Origin of the sequence: Pseudomonas sp. YH-1 (assembly GCF_051990045.1) — a bacterium.
Classification (GTDB): domain Bacteria; phylum Pseudomonadota; class Gammaproteobacteria; order Pseudomonadales; family Pseudomonadaceae; genus Pseudomonas; species Pseudomonas nicosulfuronedens.
On the sequence record NZ_CP178184.1, the window covers coordinates 1,788,060 to 1,805,131 of the forward strand.

The following is a 17,072-nucleotide window of genomic DNA, read 5'->3' on the forward strand; positions in this document are numbered from 1 at the left end:
GGAAGCGCTTAATTGTCCGATTGGGATGCTGGGCCGCACTCACCGTCCATGTGCAGTGTCGGACTTCCAACACCCCGCCGTTGAGGAGAGTAACGATGAGTGACAACACCCGCCTGACGACTGCTGCCGGAGCGCCGGTCGCTGATAACCAGAACGTCCAGACCGCCGGCCCGCGGGGCCCGATGCTGCTGCAGGACGTCTGGTTCCTGGAGAAGCTTGCGCACTTCGACCGTGAGGTGATCCCCGAGCGTCGCATGCACGCCAAGGGCTCCGCCGCCTACGGCACTTTCACCGTCACCCACGACATCACCCGCTACAGCCGCGCGAAGCTGTTTGCCGAGGTCGGCAAGCAGACTCCCCTGTTCCTGCGTTTCTCCACGGTTGCCGGTGAGCGTGGGGCTGCCGACGCCGAGCGCGATATCCGCGGCTTCGCGATGAAGTTCTACACCGAGGAAGGCAACTGGGACCTGGTCGGCAACAACACCCCGGTCTTCTACTTCCGCGACCCGCTGAAGTTTCCCGACCTGAACCACGTGGTGAAACGCGACCCGCGCACCAACCTGCGCAATGCCACGCTGAAGTGGGACTTCTTCTCGCACCTGCCCGAAGCGCTGCATCAACTGACCATCGACTTCAGCGACCGTGGCCTGCCGCGCAGCTACCGTCACGTTCATGGTTTCGGCAGCCACACCTTCAGCTTCATCAACGCCGGCAACGAGCGTTTCTGGGTCAAGTTCCACTTCAAGACTCAGCAGGGCATCGAGAACCTGAGCAATGAGGAAGCCGCCAAGCTGGTTGGCGCCGATCGCGAAAGCTCGCAGCGTGACCTGTATGACGCTATCGACCGCGGCGACTTCCCGCGCTGGAAGATGTATGTGCAGGTGATGCCGGAGAAGGAAGCAGCGACCTACCGCTACAACCCGTTCGACCTGACCAAGGTCTGGCCGCACGGCGACTACCCGCTGATCGAGGTCGGCTACTTCGAGCTCAATCGCAATCCGGCGAACTACTTTGCCGAGGTCGAACAATCCGCGTTCAGTCCGGCGAACATCGTCCCCGGCATCGGTTTCTCGCCGGACAAGATGCTTCAGGGCCGCCTGTTCTCCTACGGTGATGCGCACCGCTACCGCCTGGGGGTGAACCATCACCAGATCCCGGTGAACGCTGCGCGCAACAACCCGCGCATCTATCACCGCGACGGGGCCATGCGGGTGGACGGCAATAACGCTGACATGACCGTCACCTACGAGCCGAACAGCTTCAACCAGTGGCAGGAGCAGCCGGACTATTCCGAGCCGCCGCTGACCCTGGAAGGCAGCGCTGATCACTGGAACCACCGCGTGGACGATGACTACTACAGCCAGCCGGCCGCGCTGTTCCGCCTGTTCGACGAAGCTCAGCGGCAGCGTCTGTACGAGAACATCGCCGGCGACATGGCGGGCGTACCGGAAGCCATCCAGCGCCGCCAGCTAGCTCTGTTCTTCAAGATCGATCCGGCTTACGGCGAAGGCGTCGCCAAGGCGCTGGGCCTGAAGCTGGGCTAAGCTGGAACCGCTCCACCAACCGCCCTCTTCGGAGGGCGGTTGCGTTTAAGGGGCATTGCGGACTTGACCCCGGTCATGGCCAGTCGCGACCATAGCGCCGTTTAATTCGCTGTCACGTCCCAGGGAGAAGGCTGATGCAAGGCCACGCCGAGGTTATCGATTATCTCAACACGCTGCTGACCGGTGAGCTGGCCGCTCGCGACCAGTACTTCATCCACTCGCGCATGTATGAGGATTGGGGCTTCACCAAGCTCTACGAGCGCCTCAACCACGAGATGGAAGAGGAAACCCAGCACGCCGACGCGCTGCTGCGCCGTATCCTGCTGCTCGAAGGCACCCCGCGCATGCGTCCGGACGACATCCATCCGGGCAAGACCGTGCCGGAGATGCTGGAGGCCGACCTCAAGCTGGAGCGCCACGTACGCGCAGCGCTGGCCAAGGGCATTGCCCTGTGTGAGAAGCACAAGGACTTCGTCACCCGCGATATCCTGCGCGTGCAGCTCACCGATACCGAGGAAGACCACGCCTACTGGCTGGAGCAGCAACTCGGCCTGATTGCCAAGATGGGCCTGGAGAATTACCTGCAGTCGCAGCTCTGACCCGCGGTGTCGCTTCACAAGAGCCCTCGGCGCTAGCGCGTCGGGGGCTTTTTGTTCTGGCGTCCGGTGGTATCCCTTGTAGGAGCGAGCTTGCTCGCGAACCGCCCAATTGCTGAGCTGCCTGGAAACGCTGTTCGCGAGCAAGCTCGCTCCTACGAAAAGCTCAAGAAAAAGCCCCTGCGCCGGAAGGCGACAGGGGCTTTTTCATGCCGCCGCGGATCAGGCCCGATCACGCTCCAGCAGCGGTTTGAGGAAGTGCCCGGTGTGCGATACCGCCAGCTCCGCGACCTGCTCCGGCGTGCCGGTGGCGATGATCTGGCCGCCCTTGGAGCCACCTTCGGGGCCGAGGTCGACCAGCCAGTCGGCGGTCTTGATCACATCCAGGTTGTGCTCGATGACCACCACGGTGTTGCCGTGGTCGCGCAGTCGGTGGAGCACGTCTAGGAGTTGCTGGATATCCGCGAAGTGCAGGCCGGTGGTTGGCTCGTCGAGGATGTACAGGGTCTTGCCGGTATCGCGCTTGGACAGCTCGCGAGACAGCTTCACCCGCTGCGCCTCGCCGCCGGACAGCGTCGTCGCACTCTGCCCCAGCTTGATGTAGGACAGGCCGACATCCATCAGCGTCTGCAGCTTGCGGGCGATGGCCGGTACGGCATCGAAGAACGCCCGCGCGTCCTCGATGGTCATGTCCAGCACCTCGGTGATGCTCTTGCCCTTGTAGCGGACCTCCAGGGTCTCGCGGTTATAGCGCTTGCCCTTGCACACGTCGCAGGGGACGTAGATGTCCGGCAGGAAGTGCATCTCCACCTTGATCACGCCGTCGCCCTGGCAGGCTTCGCAGCGGCCGCCCTTGACGTTGAACGAGAAGCGCCCCGGGCCGTAGCCGCGCGAACGGGCTTCCGGCACGCCGGCGAACAGCTCGCGGATCGGTGTGAACAGCCCGGTGTAGGTCGCGGGGTTGGAGCGTGGCGTGCGGCCGATGGGGCTCTGGTCGATGTCCACCACCTTGTCCAGATGCTGCAGGCCGTCGAACGAATCGTAAGGCGCGACTTCCAGCGTGGTGGCGCCGTTGAGCGCAGTGGCGGTGATCGGGAACAGGGTGTTGTTGATCAGCGTCGACTTGCCCGAGCCGGACACCCCGGTGATGCAGGTGAACAGGCCGACCGGGATCTCCAGGTTGACGTTCTGCAGGTTGTTGCCGCGCGCGCCCTTGAGCTTGAGCAACTGCTTCTTGTTGCGCGGGGTACGCTCGGCCGGCACGACGATCTTGGTACGCCCGGACAGGTAGGCGCCGGTGACCGAGTCCGGATGGTCCATGACCTGCTGCGGCGTGCCCTCGGCGACGATCTGCCCGCCATGCACGCCGGCGCCGGGACCGATGTCCACGACGTAATCGGCGAGGCGGATGGCGTCCTCGTCGTGCTCCACCACGATCACCGTGTTACCCAGGTTGCGCAGGTGGGTCAGGGTGCCCAGCAGGCGCTCGTTGTCGCGCTGGTGCAGGCCGATGGAGGGTTCGTCGAGGATGTACATGACGCCCACCAGGCCGGCACCGATCTGGCTGGCCAGGCGAATGCGTTGGGCCTCACCGCCGGACAGGGTGTCGGCGCTCCGGTCCAGAGTCAGGTAGTCGAGGCCGACGTTGACCAGGAACTGCAGGCGCTCGCGGATCTCCTTGAGGATCTTCGAGGCGATCTCGCCGCGGCGACCGGTGAGGGTCAGGCTCTCGGCGTACTCACAGGCGGTGCCCACCGGCATCGAGGTGATCGCCGGCAGCGTCTTGTCGCCCACCCACACGTGGCGCGCCTCGCGGCGCAGGCGGGTGCCGTGGCAGTCCGGGCAGGGCTGGGTGCTGAGGAACTTCGCCAGCTCCTCGCGCACGGTGGCCGACTCGGTCTCGCGGTAGCGGCGTTCCAGGTTCGGCAGGATGCCTTCGAACGGGTGTGCGCGCTTGACGATGTCGCCCCGGTCGTTGAGGTAGCGGAACTCGACGTTCTCGCGGCCCGAGCCGTTGAGGATGAACTTCTGGTGGTCCGGGTCGAGGTCCTGGAAGGGCTCTTCCAGGCTGAAGCCGAAGTGCCCGGCCAGCGAGCCGAGCATCTGGAAGTAGTAGACGTTGCGCCGGTCCCAGCCGCGGATTGCGCCTTCGGCCAGGGTCAGCTCACCATTGACCACCCGCCGCGCGTCGAAGAACTGCTTCACGCCCAGGCCGTCGCAGGTCGGGCAGGCGCCGGCCGGGTTGTTGAAGGAGAACAGCTTGGGTTCCAGCTCGCTGATGGAATGCCCGCAGATCGGGCAGGCGAAGCGGGCGGAGAAGATCATCTCTTCGCCTTCCTCGTCGTCCATCGGGGCTACGAGTGCGATGCCGTCGGCCAGGTTGATCGCCGTCTCGAAGGACTCTGCCAGGCGCTGCTGCAGGTCGCCGCGGACCTTGAAGCGGTCGACCACGATATCGATGGAGTGCTTGAGCTTCTTGTCCAGCTTGGGCACTTCATCCAGCTCGTAGAGCTTGCCGTCGACGCGGGCGCGAACGAAGCCCTGGGCGCGCATCTCTTCGAACACCGCCAGGTGCTCGCCCTTGCGCTCGCGGATCACCGGAGCCAGCAGCATCAGCTTGCGGCCTTCGGGCAGCGCCAGCACCTGGTCGACCATCTGGCTGACGGTCTGCGCCTCCAGCGGGATGTCGTGGTCCGGGCAGCGCGGGATACCGACACGCGCATAGAGCAGGCGCAGGTAGTCGTAGATCTCGGTGATGGTGCCCACGGTGGAGCGCGGGTTGTGGGACGTGGATTTCTGCTCGATGGAAATCGCCGGCGACAGGCCTTCGATGGTGTCGACGTCGGGCTTTTCCATCATCGAGAGGAACTGCCGGGCATAGGCCGACAGGGATTCCACGTAACGGCGCTGGCCCTCGGCGTAGAGGGTGTCGAAGGCCAGGGAAGATTTGCCGGAACCCGACAGGCCGGTGATCACGATCAGCTTGTCGCGCGGCAGGGTCAGGTCGATGTTCTTCAGGTTGTGGGTACGTGCCCCACGGATGAGGATCTTGTCCACTGCGGCCTCGCATGGCGGGCGAAAACTATCGATTATACGGGGCGTTTCCGGCACGCGGCAAAGCAGCGCGTGTGTGCCCTTGGACCGTTGGGCTGGTAGAATGCGCGGCTATTTTTCGGCGTTGGCGACAACCGGCCCTGCAGGGCCCGGGGGCGCGATGCCACGGGGGCAATCCAGCGCATTCCCGTTTTTTGTCTTTTCATGAGGGGCTTATGCAAGATTCCCACACTGAGCGCATGAGTGGCACCGAAACCCGTGCGGCCGCCGGCCTGTCGCTGGTCTTCGCGTTCCGCATGCTCGGCATGTTCATGGTCCTGCCGGTCCTGGCGACCTATGGCCAGGACCTGGCCGGCGCCACCCCGGCACTGATCGGCCTGGCCATTGGCGCCTACGGCCTGACCCAGGCGATCCTGCAGATTCCGCTGGGCACGCTGTCCGACCGCATCGGCCGCCGCCCGATCATCATCGTCGGTCTGCTGGTATTCGCTGCTGGCGCGGTGCTGGCGGCCAACGCCGATTCCATCTGGGGCATCATCGCCGGCCGTGTCCTGCAGGGCGCCGGGGCAATTTCCGCGGCCGTGATGGCGATGCTCTCCGACCTCACCCGCGAGCAGCACCGCACCAAGGCCATGGCGATGATCGGCATGAGCATCGGTGTGTCCTTCGCCGTGGCGATGGTCGCCGGCCCCGTGCTGACCCACTGGTTCGGCCTGCACGGTCTGTTCTGGTTCACCGCCGGCATGGCCCTGGTGGGCATGCTGATCATTCTGTTCTTCGTGCCCACGCCCGACCACCGCATGCAGCACCGCGAGTCCAGCGTGGCCAAGCAGTCGCTGCTGCCGACCCTGAAGAACGGCGAGCTGCTGCGCCTGGACGCCGGCATCCTGGTCCTGCACGCGATCCTCATGGCCAGCTTCGTTGCCTTGCCGCTGGCCCTGGTGGAGCGCGCCGGGCTGCCCAAGGAAGAACACTGGTGGGTCTACCTGACCGCGCTGCTGGTGGGTTTCTTCGGCATGGTCCCGTTCATCATCTACGCCGAGAAGAAGCGCCAGATGAAGCGCGTGCTGGCCGGCGCCGTGGCGACCCTGATGCTCTGCGAGCTGTTCTTCTGGGAGTTCGGCAACAGCCTCAAGGAACTGGTGTTCGGCATCATCGTCTACTTCACCGCGTTCAACCTGCTGGAGGCCTCGCTGCCGTCGCTGGTGAGCAAGGTGTCGCCGGCCGGCGGCAAGGGCACGGCGATGGGCGTGTACTCCACCAGCCAGTTCCTCGGCGCTGCCGTAGGCGGCATTCTGGGCGGCTGGATGTACCAGCACGGCGGGCTCGACGGGGTGTTCATCGGCTGCGCGGTGCTGGCTGCCATCTGGCTGGCGATTGCTGTTACCATGCGTGAACCGCCTTATGTAACGAGTATTCGCCTGCCTCTTTCCGATGAGGCGCTGCGCGATGCTTCGTTGGCTGAGCGTTTCAAGGCATTGCCCGGTGTGAGCGATGTGATGGTGGTCGCTGAAGAAGCGGCCGCTTATGTCAAAGTGGATTCCCAACAAGTTGATCGCACGTCCCTCGAGCGCCTTGCCGGCGCCGAGCAGGCGACGTGCTGAAGCCTTTAGGAGAGCGTCATGGCCCGTGGGGTTAACAAAGTCATTCTGGTGGGTAACGTCGGTGGCGATCCGGAAACCCGTTACATGCCCAACGGCAACGCGGTGACCAACGTCACCCTGGCCACCAGCGAGAGCTGGAAGGACAAGCAGACCGGCCAGCAGCAGGAGCGTACCGAGTGGCACCGCGTGGTGTTCTTCGGTCGTCTGGCGGAAATCGTCGCCGAGTACGTGCGCAAGGGCTCGCAGATCTACGTCGAAGGCAGCCTGCGTACCCGCAAGTGGCAGGGTCAGGACGGCCAGGACAAGTACACCACCGAGATCGTGGTCGACATCAACGGCAACATGCAGCTGCTGGGTGGCCGTCCGGGCGCCGGTGGTGACGATGCTCCACGCGCTCCCCGCGAGCCGCAGCAGCGTCCGCAGCAGGCCCAGCGTCCTGCGCCGCAGCAACAGTCCCAGCCCGCGCCGCAACCGGCTCCGGACTACGACAGCTTCGACGACGACATTCCGTTCTAAGTCGAACGGTTCGTCACCAAGAGCGCAGCCTTCGAGCTGCGCTTTTGCGTTTCTGGGACGCTCGTTTTGGCGAATCTTCGTAAAGGTCTTTCTCGAAAGCACCTATTTAATTAGCTAGCTAATTAAATGATTCTGGAATTGCCTTGATGTACGGCAAAACCGGAGAAGAAAAGACATGAGCATTACAGTGACCGAGCGTGACGACGACCACAAATCCCGCGAGTTCCGCGCCATCGGTGGGCGTTGCTGGGATGTGCACCAGGAAGGCCTGCTGGTCGGCATCTTCCACACCGAAGGCGAGGCGCAGGCCTATCGCATTTCCCTGGAGCTGGAAGCGCGTTACCGCCACGCGGCGGAGTTCTAAAAAGCAAAAAAGCCCCGTGGCGACGGCCGCGCCACGGGGCTTATGAGTCCGAAATCCCTGTAGGAGCGAGCTTGCTCGCGAACCGCCCAGCATCGGTGCCGCCGGAAACCCCGTTCGCGAGCAAGCTCGCTCCTACAAAAAGCGCCGGGTGACGGGCGATCAGAACTGATAGTTCACCGTCGCGGTGACGTTGCGCTTCTCGCCGAAGTAGCAGAAATCCAGGCTGTAGCAGGACGCCACGTAGTCCTTGTCCAGCAGGTTGTTGGCGTTGAGGCTGACATCCAGACCCTTCAGACCAACGCGAGACAGGTCGTAGCCGATGCGTGCATCCACCAGGGTGTAGTCCGGTACGCGCAGGGTATTTTCCTTGTCCGCCCAGGTCTCGCCGACATAGCGTGCGCCGCCACCGAGTGTCAGGCCGTCCAGCGGGCCGGCGTTGAAGCCGTAGTCGGCCCACAGCGAGGCCATGTGCTTGGGCGCCTGGTTCGGGGTGTGACCCTGGTTGCCGTCGAGCGACTTGGTGTAGGTGATGTCGGTGTAGGTGTAGCTGCCGAGCACCTTGAGGTTGTCGGTGACCTGAGTGTGGGCTTCCAGCTCGAAGCCCTGGGAGCGCACTTCACCCACGGAGGTGTAGAAGTTGTCCTGCGGCTCCTTCGAGGCGACGTTCTCCTGGGTGATGTGGAAGATCGACGCGGTGTACAGGCTGCGGCTGCCCTCGGGCTGGAACTTCAGGCCGGCCTCCCATTGCTTGCCCTCGGTCGGCTCCAGCGGCGTGCCGGACTGGTCGGAGTAGGCGTTGGGGTTGAACGACTCGGAGTAGCTGATGTACGGCGCGATGCCGTTGTCGAACAGGTACAGCGCACCGATGCGTCCGGTGAATTTCTTCCAGTCGTCGTCGGCTTTGCTGCCGGTGCTGCGGTTCTTGTCCTCGACGGTCACCCAGTCCTCGCGCATGCCCAGGGAGAAGCGCCAGTGGTCGATGTCGATCAGGTCCTGCAGGTAGACGCCGGTCTGTTCCAGGCGACGGGTGTGGTTGTCGTCGGGGTAGTAGCTGATGGCGTCGTTGCCGTAGTGTGGGTCGAAGGCATCCAGTGGCGCCACCGAGCCGGAGCGCCAGTCCACGGTGGTGCGGCGCTTCTGGTAGTCCAGGCCCATCAGCAGGGTGTGCTTGGCGGCGCCAGTGCTGAACTCGGCCTGGGCCATGTTATCGATGATGTACGCCTGCAGGTGCTCGCTGGCGCCGGAGTAGTAGCGGTTCAGGGTGTTCTGGTCCGGTGCGGTCCAGCCGTAGGCGTAGACCTGCGAGAGGTCGACGTCGGAATCCAGGTAGCGGAAGTTCTGCCGCGCGGTCCACACGTCGTCGAAACGGTGCTCCAGCTGGTAGCCGAACATGCGCTGGGTGCGGTCGAAATCGTCCTGGCTCGGCTCGCCGTCGAAGAACTCGCGGGAGATCTTCTGGCCGTTGTGGTGATACAGCGCGCCGTCCGCCGGCACGCCGCCGTGGTAGCCGCCGTTCGGGTCGTGTTGCAGGTAGCCCTGCAGGGTCAGCGTGGTGTCGTCGGTGAAGTCGATGGCCAGGGTTGGGGCGATGGCGTAGCGCTCTTCCTTGACGTGGTCGAACTGGGTGTCCGAGCCCTTGCCCAGGCCGACCAGACGGTAGGCGATGCGCTTTTCCTCATCCAGCGGGCCGCTGAAGTCGAAGCCCATTTCCTTTTGGCCCATGTTGCCGACGGTGCCGGTGATCTGGTGGTAGTCCTCGTACAGCGGCTTCTTGCTGGTCAGCGCCACCAGGCCGCCGGGCAGGCTGCGGCCGTAGAGCACCGAGGACGGGCCCTTGAGCACGTCGATGCGCTCGAGGAAGTACGGGTCGATCTGCATCGAACTGAAGGTGCCGCTATCGCCCATGGCCTTCAGGCCGTCGAGGTAGATGTTGTCCACGCTGTTGTCGGCGAAGCCGCGCATCACCACATAGTCGTAGCGGTTCGACGCGCCGACCTGGCCGGTGAAGATACCGGGGGTGTAGCGCATGGCTTGCTGCACGGTCTTCGAGGCGGTGTCGTCGATCTGCTCGCGGGTGATGACCGAGACGCTCTGGCTGGTTTCCAGCAGGGACTTGGAGGTCTTGGTGGCGATCTGGCTGTGGGTTGCCAGGTAGCCGTCTTCCTCGCCCAGCGCATTACCGAGGGCGAATACGTCGCTGGCCGGCATGGCCAGTACGTCGGTCGGCGCGGCCGGGCGCAGTACGTAGTTGCCGTTGCCCTGATCCACTGCTTCCAGCGGGGTGTCCACCAGCAGACGGCCCAGGCCCTGGTCCACCGAGTAGGTGCCGTTCAGCCCAGCCGAGTTCAGGCCGCGGGTCTGCTCCGGGGTAGCCGACAGGGTGATTCCCGCTTCGCGGGCGAAAGCATTCAGCACCTCGCCCAGCGGGCCGGCCGGAATGGCATAGGCGCGGCTGCTGGTGATGGCGCTGGCGTCCGCAGCAACGGCGTTCAGCGGCAGGCTGGCGCCCAGGCTTGCACAGAGCAGGGCGCCGCGCACGGCGTGGGCCAGCCGGCTGGCGCGGGGCAGGGCGGGAGAGTTGGTCGGGACGTGGACGGCTCGCATGGAGGGGCTTCCGTGGACAAGGGAAATGATCGGGTTATTCCTCCTTGCCGGCCGAGGCGGCGAAACCCGACAGAAATAATTCGCGATTGCGAAGAAATATTATTTGGCGGCGATCTTGTCGGTGGCTTGGTTTGAGGCTCGGGCAAGGGCCCCTCCCCCTCTCCCTGAAGGGAGAGGGGGCTGATCGGAGTGGGGTGATACGCCTTTGCTCGCCGGTGGGCGCAGTGCTTTCCGTTCGCACGGATAACTCCCTCTCCCTTCGGAGCGGGGCGCGCAGCCAGGGTGGGGGAGAGGGTGCTGGGCCGAGCGCCGATCTTCCCATTCAGCCCCGCGCAGTGACCGTCACCCACCAGTCCGTGCGTTTCTCTATCCGTACTGGCAGGGTCTGCGGCAGCAGGGCGAGCAGTTGGTTGGTGTCGTCCAGGCGGAATACCCCGGACAGGCGCAGGTCGGCCACGCTCGCATCGCACTGCAGATGCCCGTGGCGATAGCGGCCAATTTCCGCAAGGAAATCGGCCAGGCGCATGTCGCGGGTGACGATCAGCCCGTCGGCCCAGGCGGCGCTGTCCATGTTGCTCCGCTCGGCCAGCAGTGCGCTGTCGCCGTTGATCTCGTAGGTCTGCCCGGCTTCGGCGATGGCGGTGGTCTGGCCGCGAACACGCGGGGCGATCGCCACCAAGCCGTCCTCGACGCTCAGGCGCGTAGAGCGTTCGTCCTGGCGCAACACGAAGCGCGTGCCCAGCGCCTCGAACAGGCCGTCGCGGTTGCTCACCCGCAGCGGTCGCGCGGCATCCTTGGCCGTGCTCAGGAGGATTTCACCGCGCTCCAGAATCAGCAGTCGCTGGCTCGGATCGAAGCGCACGTTCACCGCACTGTCGGTGTTCAGTTGCAGGATGCTGCCGTCCGCCAGGGTGAAGCGCTGGCGTTCGCCGATCCCCGTGCTGAAGTCCGCCATCCAGCGCTGCCAGGGCGTGACATCGCGGGCCAGCCACAGCGCGGAAGCGCCGATGGCGAAGGTCGAGAGCAGCTTGAGCGCCTGGCGCCGTTGCAGGCGCTGGGTGGTGTTTTCCAGCGTCTCCAGCGCCACACGGGCGCCGGGCACGGCCTGGTAACCGCTGGCCAGTTCGCTGTTCAGCGCCTGCACCCGCAGCCAGGCGGTTTCGTGTTCGGGGTTGGCCTGGCGCCAGTGCTCGCAGGCGCTGAGCAGTTCGGGATCGGCCGTGCCGTTCAGGCGCAGGGTCCATTGGATGGCCTGTTTCACCACCCGTGGATCGGGCGTTGCGCTGGCGCCGCTCACTCGGCGTACCGCAGCTGGTAGCAGTGGAACAAGGCTTCGGCGATGTAGCGCTCCACCGAGCGTACCGAGACGCCCAGTTGCTCCGCGATTCGCGCGTGGGGCATGCCTTCGCACTGAGCCAGCAGGAAGGCTTTGCGCACCTTCGGCTTGAGGCCGTCGAGCAGGCGGGCGATGTTTTCCAGCAATTGCAGGATGTTGTGCCGGTCTTCCGCTGAGGGCACCTGCGCTTCCGGCAGATGGGCGATGGAGTCGAGGTAGGCGCGCTCCAGCTCCTGGCGTCGCCAGTGATCGATGACCAGGCCGCGGGCGACGGTGCGCAGGAACGCGCGCGGTGTGTGCAGTTCGACGCGCTCGGGTCTGAGCAATACGCGCAGGAACGTGTCCTGGGCCAGGTCGGCGGCATCGGCGGCATTGCCCAATCGGCCGCGAAGCCAGTTGTGCAGCCAGCCGTGATGGTCGCTGTAGAGCGACTGGACGTCGAAGGTCGAGGACATGGGTGCGCAGAGCTTGCAAATGATAATTTATCGCATTTTCAACAAGGCGCTGGCCATTTGCAAGATGTGTCTGAGCCGTGGGCGATTCCCTGTAGGAGCGCCCCATGGGCGCGATCGCGGGCATAGCCCGCTCCTACAGGGTTCGGCGCCCGGGTTCAGCGATACCAGTTCGTAGGATGGGTGGAGCTTGCGATACCCATCAGCCTGACAGCCAGGCTATCGATGGGCATCGCTTCGCTCCACGCCATCCTGCGCGGGCGCCAACAGGCAGAATTGGCGTGAAACGCCCGGGTTCAGCGGTACCAGCGCGGCGTGTACACCCAGTCGCCACCGCCGGCCCGGGGGAAGCGCCGGGTCAGGGACGAGCCGATGATCACCAGGGTGCGCATGTCCACCATCTCCGGTACCAGTTCGCCCAGGGTGACGACGCGCAACGCCTCCGCCGGGCGGCCGATGTCACGGCCAAGCACCACCAGGGTTTCCGGCGTGCGGTGGCGGCGGACGATTTCCAGCGCGCGCCCCAGCTGCCAGGGGCGCGCTTTGGAGATCGGGTTGTAGAAAGCCATGGCCAGGTCGGCGGCACCGGCATGGTCCAGGCGCGTCTCGATGGTCTCCCAGGGCTTGAGGTTGTCCGACAGAGAAATCAGGCAGAAGTCATGTCCCAGCGGTGCCCCGGCCTTGGCCGCGGCGGCCAGCGCAGCGGACACGCCTGGCAGTACCTCCAGCTCCACGCCATGCCAGTGCGGATCGCTGCTCTCGTGCAGGGCTTCCATCACGGCGGCGGCCATGGCGAACACGCCGGGGTCACCGGAGGAAATCACCACCACGCGCCGGCCGCTGGCAGCCAGCTCGAAGGCGTGGCGGGCGCGCTGCATTTCCTCGCGATTGTCGGTGCAGTGGCGCACCTGGTCGTCACGCAGCGGCTCGGCCATCTTCACGTAGGTTTCGTAGCCGAGAAGGTCCTGGGCTTCGTCCAGCGCGCGGCGCACGGCGGGAATCATGAAGTCGCTGGCGCCGGGGCCGAGACCGATCACGCTAAGACGTCCGCGCGGCTGGCCGATGCTCTGGGCTTCCAGCGGAGTGGCGGCGCGGTGCAGATGGAAGGAATCGCCGTGCAGCACTTCCGCTGGCAGCGTCGCGTCCTGCTCGACGAAGCGCAGCGGAACATTCAACTCTGCGGCAGCCATGGACAGTGCTGGATCGGCCATCCGACAGCGCGGGGCGATCAGTGCTGCCAGCGACGCCTCGGCCAGGCCGGCCTGCGCCAGGCCCTGGCGGATGCGCTCGGGCAGTTGCGAGTCCACCAGCGTGACATGGGCGAGGACGATACGCGGATGGATGCGCAGCTCATGCTGCCCGATGCCCTCGGCACGGGCGTCGATGCGCAGGGTGTGTGCGGCATCTTCGGCCAGCGGCAGGTCCAGCTCGTCCAGCCAGGGTGCGTTGCCCTCGATGCGCAGGGTGTCACCGCCCAGCAGGTCGGAGACGAAGCGTTTGCCCTGCTCGATGTCCGCCAGCGCATAGCCCGGCGGCGGGTCGAGCAGGCAGGCGCCGAAGCGCAACTCGCCGCTGGTGGTGATGGCGGGTGCCACGTTCAGCTTGGCGGCGATCTCGCGGGCCATGCGGTTTACCCCGCCGAGCCCGCCGAGCAGCGGCACCACGGCGCTGCCGTCTTCGGCCACGGCCAGGACCGGCGGCTCTGCGCCTTTCTCTACCAGCAACGGAGCGAGGGTGCGGATGACGATACCGGCGGCGCACAGGGCGATGATCGGGGTGTCATCGCGGTACAGCTGGCGCAGGGTCTCGCCGAAGTTTGCGTAGGACTCATCGGCGCCTTCGACGCGATCCTTCAGACCCATCACGCGCGCCTGTGGGTAAACGCCTTGCAGGCATCGGGCCGTGGCCAGGGCGCCCTGGCCGAGAATGACGATGGCGGCGCGCATCAGCCGTTCCACCGCTGGCCGGGGATGACGATCATCGAGAAGTACGGCGAAGCCATCGGATCGACGTCGTCCAGCGCGACGATGCGCTGCTCGCGCATGGTCGCGCGCTCGACGTAATGGGCTCCGCCGTCACGGCCCAGCTCGCGCAGCACGCGGCGGACCTTGTCGAAGTTGCGGCCGAGCTTCATCACCACCGCCGCATCGGCGTCGGCCAGGCGGCGCTTGAGTTCGTCCTCGGGCAGTACGCCGGAGAGTACCGACAGGCTCTGGTTGCGGTACACCAACGGCACGCCGAGCACCGCCGCGCTGCCGAGCATCGAGCAGACGCCGGGTACGACTTCGGTGTCATACCGTTCCGAAAGACGGTCATGCAGGTACATGTAGGAGCCGTAGAAGAACGGGTCGCCCTCGCAGATCACTGCCACGTCGCGGCCGGCGTCCAGGTGCATCGCCACCTGCTCGGCGGCGGTGTCGTAGAAGTCGCTGATCACGCCTTCGTAGGTCAGTGGCGGCTCCAGCTTCTCGGTGGTCACCGGGTAGACCAGCGGCAGGCGCTGCTGCTCATCGAGCAGGTGCTGTTCGATGATGGCGAAGGCGTTGCCGCCAAGACCTGCGTGGTGCTTGGCCTTGGCCACGAAGTAGCCGATCACCGGGGCGGCGCGCAGCAGGCGCAGGGCCTTGAGGGTCAGCAGTTCCGGGTCGCCCGGGCCGACGCCCAGGCCGATGAGGCGGCCGGTCATCACTCCACCTCCGTGGCCAGGGCGTTCACCGCCGCAGCGGCCATCGCGCTGCCGCCACGGCGTCCGCGCACGATCACGTAGGGCACGCCACGGCTGTCGGCGGCGAGGGCATCCTTGGACTCCATGGCGCCGACGAAGCCCACCGGGAAACCGAGGATCAGCGCCGGTTTCGGGGCGCCGGCATCGAGCATTTCCAGCAGGTAGAAGAGGGCGGTCGGCGCGTTGCCGATCACCACCACGCTGCCTTCCAGGTGCTCGCGCCAGTGTTCCAGCGCCACCGCCGAGCGGGTGTTGCCCAGCTCGCGGGCGAGTTCCGGAACGTCCGGATCATTGAGGGTGCAGATCACCTCGTTGTGTGCCGGCAGGCGGGCGCGGGTGATGCCCTCGGCGACCATCCGCGCATCGCAGAGAATCGGCGCGCCAGCGGCCAGCGCCGCACGGCCGATGGCCCCGGCGCCTTCGGAGAAACGCAGGTCTTGCACGACGTCGACCATGCCGCAGGCGTGGATCACTCGCACGGCGAGTTTTTCCAGGTCGGCGGGGATGCCGCTGAGATCAGCTTCGGCGCGGATGGTGGCGAAGGATTGGCGATAGATCGCCTGGCCGTCGCGGATGTAATCAAGCATCGGTGGAAACTCCGGGTGCGGCGAGCAGGTCGCCCGCGGCATCGAGGGAAAGGTTGCGCGCCAGCGGCTGGCCGAAGCCGGCCACGCCATCGGCGCGGCGGAACAGGTCATAGCGGCCGTCGGCGACGGCCAGCAGGGTGTAGGGGGCAACGTGGGCGGCGGCGCAGGAACGCGGGCAGCCGCACAGGTGCACGCCGGCCTGGGCTGCGTGGCGCAGGCGTGTGGCCAGGCGCAGGGCGTCGGCCTTGGTGTCGGCCAGCCCGCGTGCGCAACCCGTGGAGCCGCTGCACGCGACGATGCGCGAGAGCGGTTGAGCGGCGTCGATCACCAGGCCGAGGTTGGCCAGCGCGCCGAGGACGACGGCGACATCGGTGGGTGCCACGCCAGGGAGGATCAGACTTTGCCAGGGCGTCAGACGCAGCTGTCCGCCGCTGAAGCGCTCGGCGAGGTCGGCCAGGCCGAACAGCGTGGTGCTGTCCAGGCGTCCGAGGACGAATCCCGCACCGACCATGGCGCGGTCCGGCTGGCGCTGTAGCTGAATCCCGAGATGGCCGAATGCTCGCGGTGCAGGACGTCGCCAGTTATCCACAGCCGGCCCGAGGTGCAACTGGAAAGGCAGGCGTTGCTGCAGGCGCTCCAGCAGTACTTCATCGCGGAGCATCTCGCGCAGGTGGCGCATGCGCGTCTGGCCGTCGCCGGCGAGATCGAGGAACAGGTGCAGCAGGCTTTCCACCAGCAGCGGTACCTGCTCGGCGGACACGGCGGCGAGGGCGGGACGATCCGTCTCGCGCTGCGGCGGACAGCCGGCGAGACCGAAGGCGAACAGCGGTGCCGCGTCGTCGGACATGGCTGACAGCCAGAGGTCGTTGGGGTGCTCCAGCATCGCCAGCGCTTCACCGGCGTCCAGCTGAATGCCGAACTTGGGAGACAGACCGTGGAAGCGTGGGGTGCGCTCCAGCAGGTCGAGCAACTGCCAGGCCAGTGGCGCAGGGTCGAACATCGCCGAGGCATCCAGGCCCAGCGCCGGGCTGACCAGCAGGTTGCGCACATCGTCCGAGGCCAGCTCACGCGGGCCGAGGCCGGCGGTCAGCAGCTCATGGCTCAGCGCATGTTCGGCGCCAGCCTGCACGCCGCGAATCTGCAGGTTGGCGCGGTTGGTCGCTTCCAGCACACCGTCGGCGTGGCGCTCGGCGGCCTGGGCGATGGCGCGCGCGGCGCGGGCGTCGAGTTGCCCACAAGGCAGCTTGATACGGCAGATGCCGCCATCGCGGGAGGCCACGATGCGCAGCAGGCCGGGGCAGGCATGCGGGCGGACGGGCAGGGCTGAGGAGTCTTGCACGGAGGTCACCAGGGCTGGGTCGCGGTGACCTGCGAATCCCCCCAGGGGGATTTCACGACACCGATACACCCCGCTCGATGTCTGCACGCGCGACTGGTTTCGTCGGCAGGTCTCCTGGCTGGCAGGTCCTCATCCAGCGCGGCCTTCCCGGTTTCCCAGTGGCCTGGCCGGCGGCACGGAACCTCGTTCTCGTGTCGCCGCATTGCGCGGACTCGCTGCTTACAGTTGCGGGGGCAGCCACGGCTTAACCGTGTTCCCTCTTCGGCTCTGAGAAACCTCGCCACAAAGGCGAAGCGTCCTACGAGCACCGACGAAGCGGGTATTATGCCTGCTTTGCCCGATGTCAGGAAA

At 65.9% G+C, this 17,072-nt stretch carries 13 protein-coding genes and 1 riboswitch; of the genes, 5 read left to right on the forward strand and 8 right to left on the reverse strand.

The window, feature by feature from the left end:
- Positions 1-95 precede the first annotated feature (95 nt).
- Both katA and bfr read left to right on the forward strand, forming a co-directional pair.
- The gene (katA, locus tag ACKI1H_RS08460; RefSeq protein ID WP_440468133.1) at positions 96-1,544 is read left to right on the forward strand and encodes a catalase KatA; all 1,449 of its coding nucleotides are present in this window, start codon (positions 96-98) and stop codon (positions 1,542-1,544) included.
- Positions 1,545-1,678: 134 nt separating this feature from the next.
- Positions 1,679-2,143 (forward strand): bacterioferritin, encoded by a 465-nt coding sequence (bfr, locus tag ACKI1H_RS08465; protein WP_138520039.1) that lies wholly within the window; start codon positions 1,679-1,681, stop codon positions 2,141-2,143.
- A gap of 219 nt (positions 2,144-2,362) precedes the next feature.
- On the opposite strand, the gene uvrA is transcribed toward bfr, so the two are convergent.
- Positions 2,363-5,197 (reverse strand): excinuclease ABC subunit UvrA, encoded by a 2,835-nt coding sequence (uvrA, locus tag ACKI1H_RS08470; RefSeq protein WP_081517084.1) that lies wholly within the window; start codon positions 5,195-5,197, stop codon positions 2,363-2,365.
- A 212-nt stretch (positions 5,198-5,409) separates the two neighbouring features.
- Here uvrA and ACKI1H_RS08475 point away from each other — a divergent pair, with 212 nt between their 5' ends.
- The 3 genes from ACKI1H_RS08475 to ACKI1H_RS08485 all read left to right on the forward strand — a co-directional run bounded on the left by ACKI1H_RS08475 (position 5,410) and on the right by ACKI1H_RS08485 (position 7,678).
- The gene (locus ACKI1H_RS08475) at positions 5,410-6,798 is read left to right on the forward strand and encodes an MFS transporter (RefSeq protein ID WP_440468134.1); all 1,389 of its coding nucleotides are present in this window, start codon (positions 5,410-5,412) and stop codon (positions 6,796-6,798) included.
- 18 nt (positions 6,799-6,816) lie between these two features.
- Positions 6,817-7,314 carry a single-stranded DNA-binding protein gene (ssb, locus tag ACKI1H_RS08480; protein ID WP_017521888.1) on the forward strand — a complete coding sequence of 166 codons (498 nt, stop codon included), beginning with the start codon at positions 6,817-6,819 and terminating at the stop codon, positions 7,312-7,314.
- Between the two features lie 175 nt (positions 7,315-7,489).
- The gene (locus ACKI1H_RS08485) at positions 7,490-7,678 is read left to right on the forward strand and encodes a hypothetical protein (RefSeq protein ID WP_138520042.1); all 189 of its coding nucleotides are present in this window, start codon (positions 7,490-7,492) and stop codon (positions 7,676-7,678) included.
- Between the two features lie 159 nt (positions 7,679-7,837).
- Here ACKI1H_RS08485 and ACKI1H_RS08490 read toward each other — a convergent pair whose 3' ends face one another.
- The 7 genes from ACKI1H_RS08490 to cobG all read right to left on the reverse strand — a co-directional run bounded on the left by ACKI1H_RS08490 (position 7,838) and on the right by cobG (position 16,730).
- Positions 7,838-10,282, reverse strand: a complete 2,445-nt coding sequence (locus tag ACKI1H_RS08490) for a TonB-dependent siderophore receptor (protein ID WP_440468135.1) — start codon at positions 10,280-10,282, stop codon at positions 7,838-7,840.
- Between the two features lie 322 nt (positions 10,283-10,604).
- On the reverse strand, positions 10,605-11,579 hold the full coding sequence (locus ACKI1H_RS08495; RefSeq protein ID WP_440468136.1) for a FecR domain-containing protein: 975 nt from the start codon (positions 11,577-11,579) through the stop codon (positions 10,605-10,607).
- Positions 11,576-12,073, reverse strand: coding sequence for a sigma-70 family RNA polymerase sigma factor (locus ACKI1H_RS08500; RefSeq protein ID WP_440468137.1), 498 nt, complete (start codon positions 12,071-12,073; stop codon positions 11,576-11,578). The genes ACKI1H_RS08495 and ACKI1H_RS08500 overlap by 4 nt, the downstream gene beginning before the upstream one ends.
- A 293-nt stretch (positions 12,074-12,366) precedes the next feature.
- Positions 12,367-14,016 carry a precorrin-3B C(17)-methyltransferase gene (gene cobJ / locus ACKI1H_RS08505; protein WP_440468138.1) on the reverse strand — a complete coding sequence of 550 codons (1,650 nt, stop codon included), beginning with the start codon at positions 14,014-14,016 and terminating at the stop codon, positions 12,367-12,369.
- The gene (locus tag ACKI1H_RS08510) at positions 14,016-14,756 is read right to left on the reverse strand and encodes a precorrin-2 C(20)-methyltransferase (RefSeq protein WP_440468139.1); all 741 of its coding nucleotides are present in this window, start codon (positions 14,754-14,756) and stop codon (positions 14,016-14,018) included. Before ACKI1H_RS08510 ends, cobJ begins: the two co-directional genes overlap by 1 nt.
- A complete protein-coding gene (locus ACKI1H_RS08515; RefSeq protein WP_440468140.1) occupies positions 14,756-15,382 on the reverse strand; it encodes a precorrin-8X methylmutase in 627 nt (208 codons plus the stop codon). Before ACKI1H_RS08515 ends, ACKI1H_RS08510 begins: the two co-directional genes overlap by 1 nt.
- The gene (gene cobG, locus ACKI1H_RS08520) at positions 15,375-16,730 is read right to left on the reverse strand and encodes a precorrin-3B synthase (protein WP_440468141.1); all 1,356 of its coding nucleotides are present in this window, start codon (positions 16,728-16,730) and stop codon (positions 15,375-15,377) included. Before cobG ends, ACKI1H_RS08515 begins: the two co-directional genes overlap by 8 nt.
- A gap of 78 nt (positions 16,731-16,808) precedes the next feature.
- A riboswitch (cobalamin riboswitch) is annotated at positions 16,809-17,048 on the reverse strand.
- Positions 17,049-17,072: the final 24 nt, after the last annotated feature.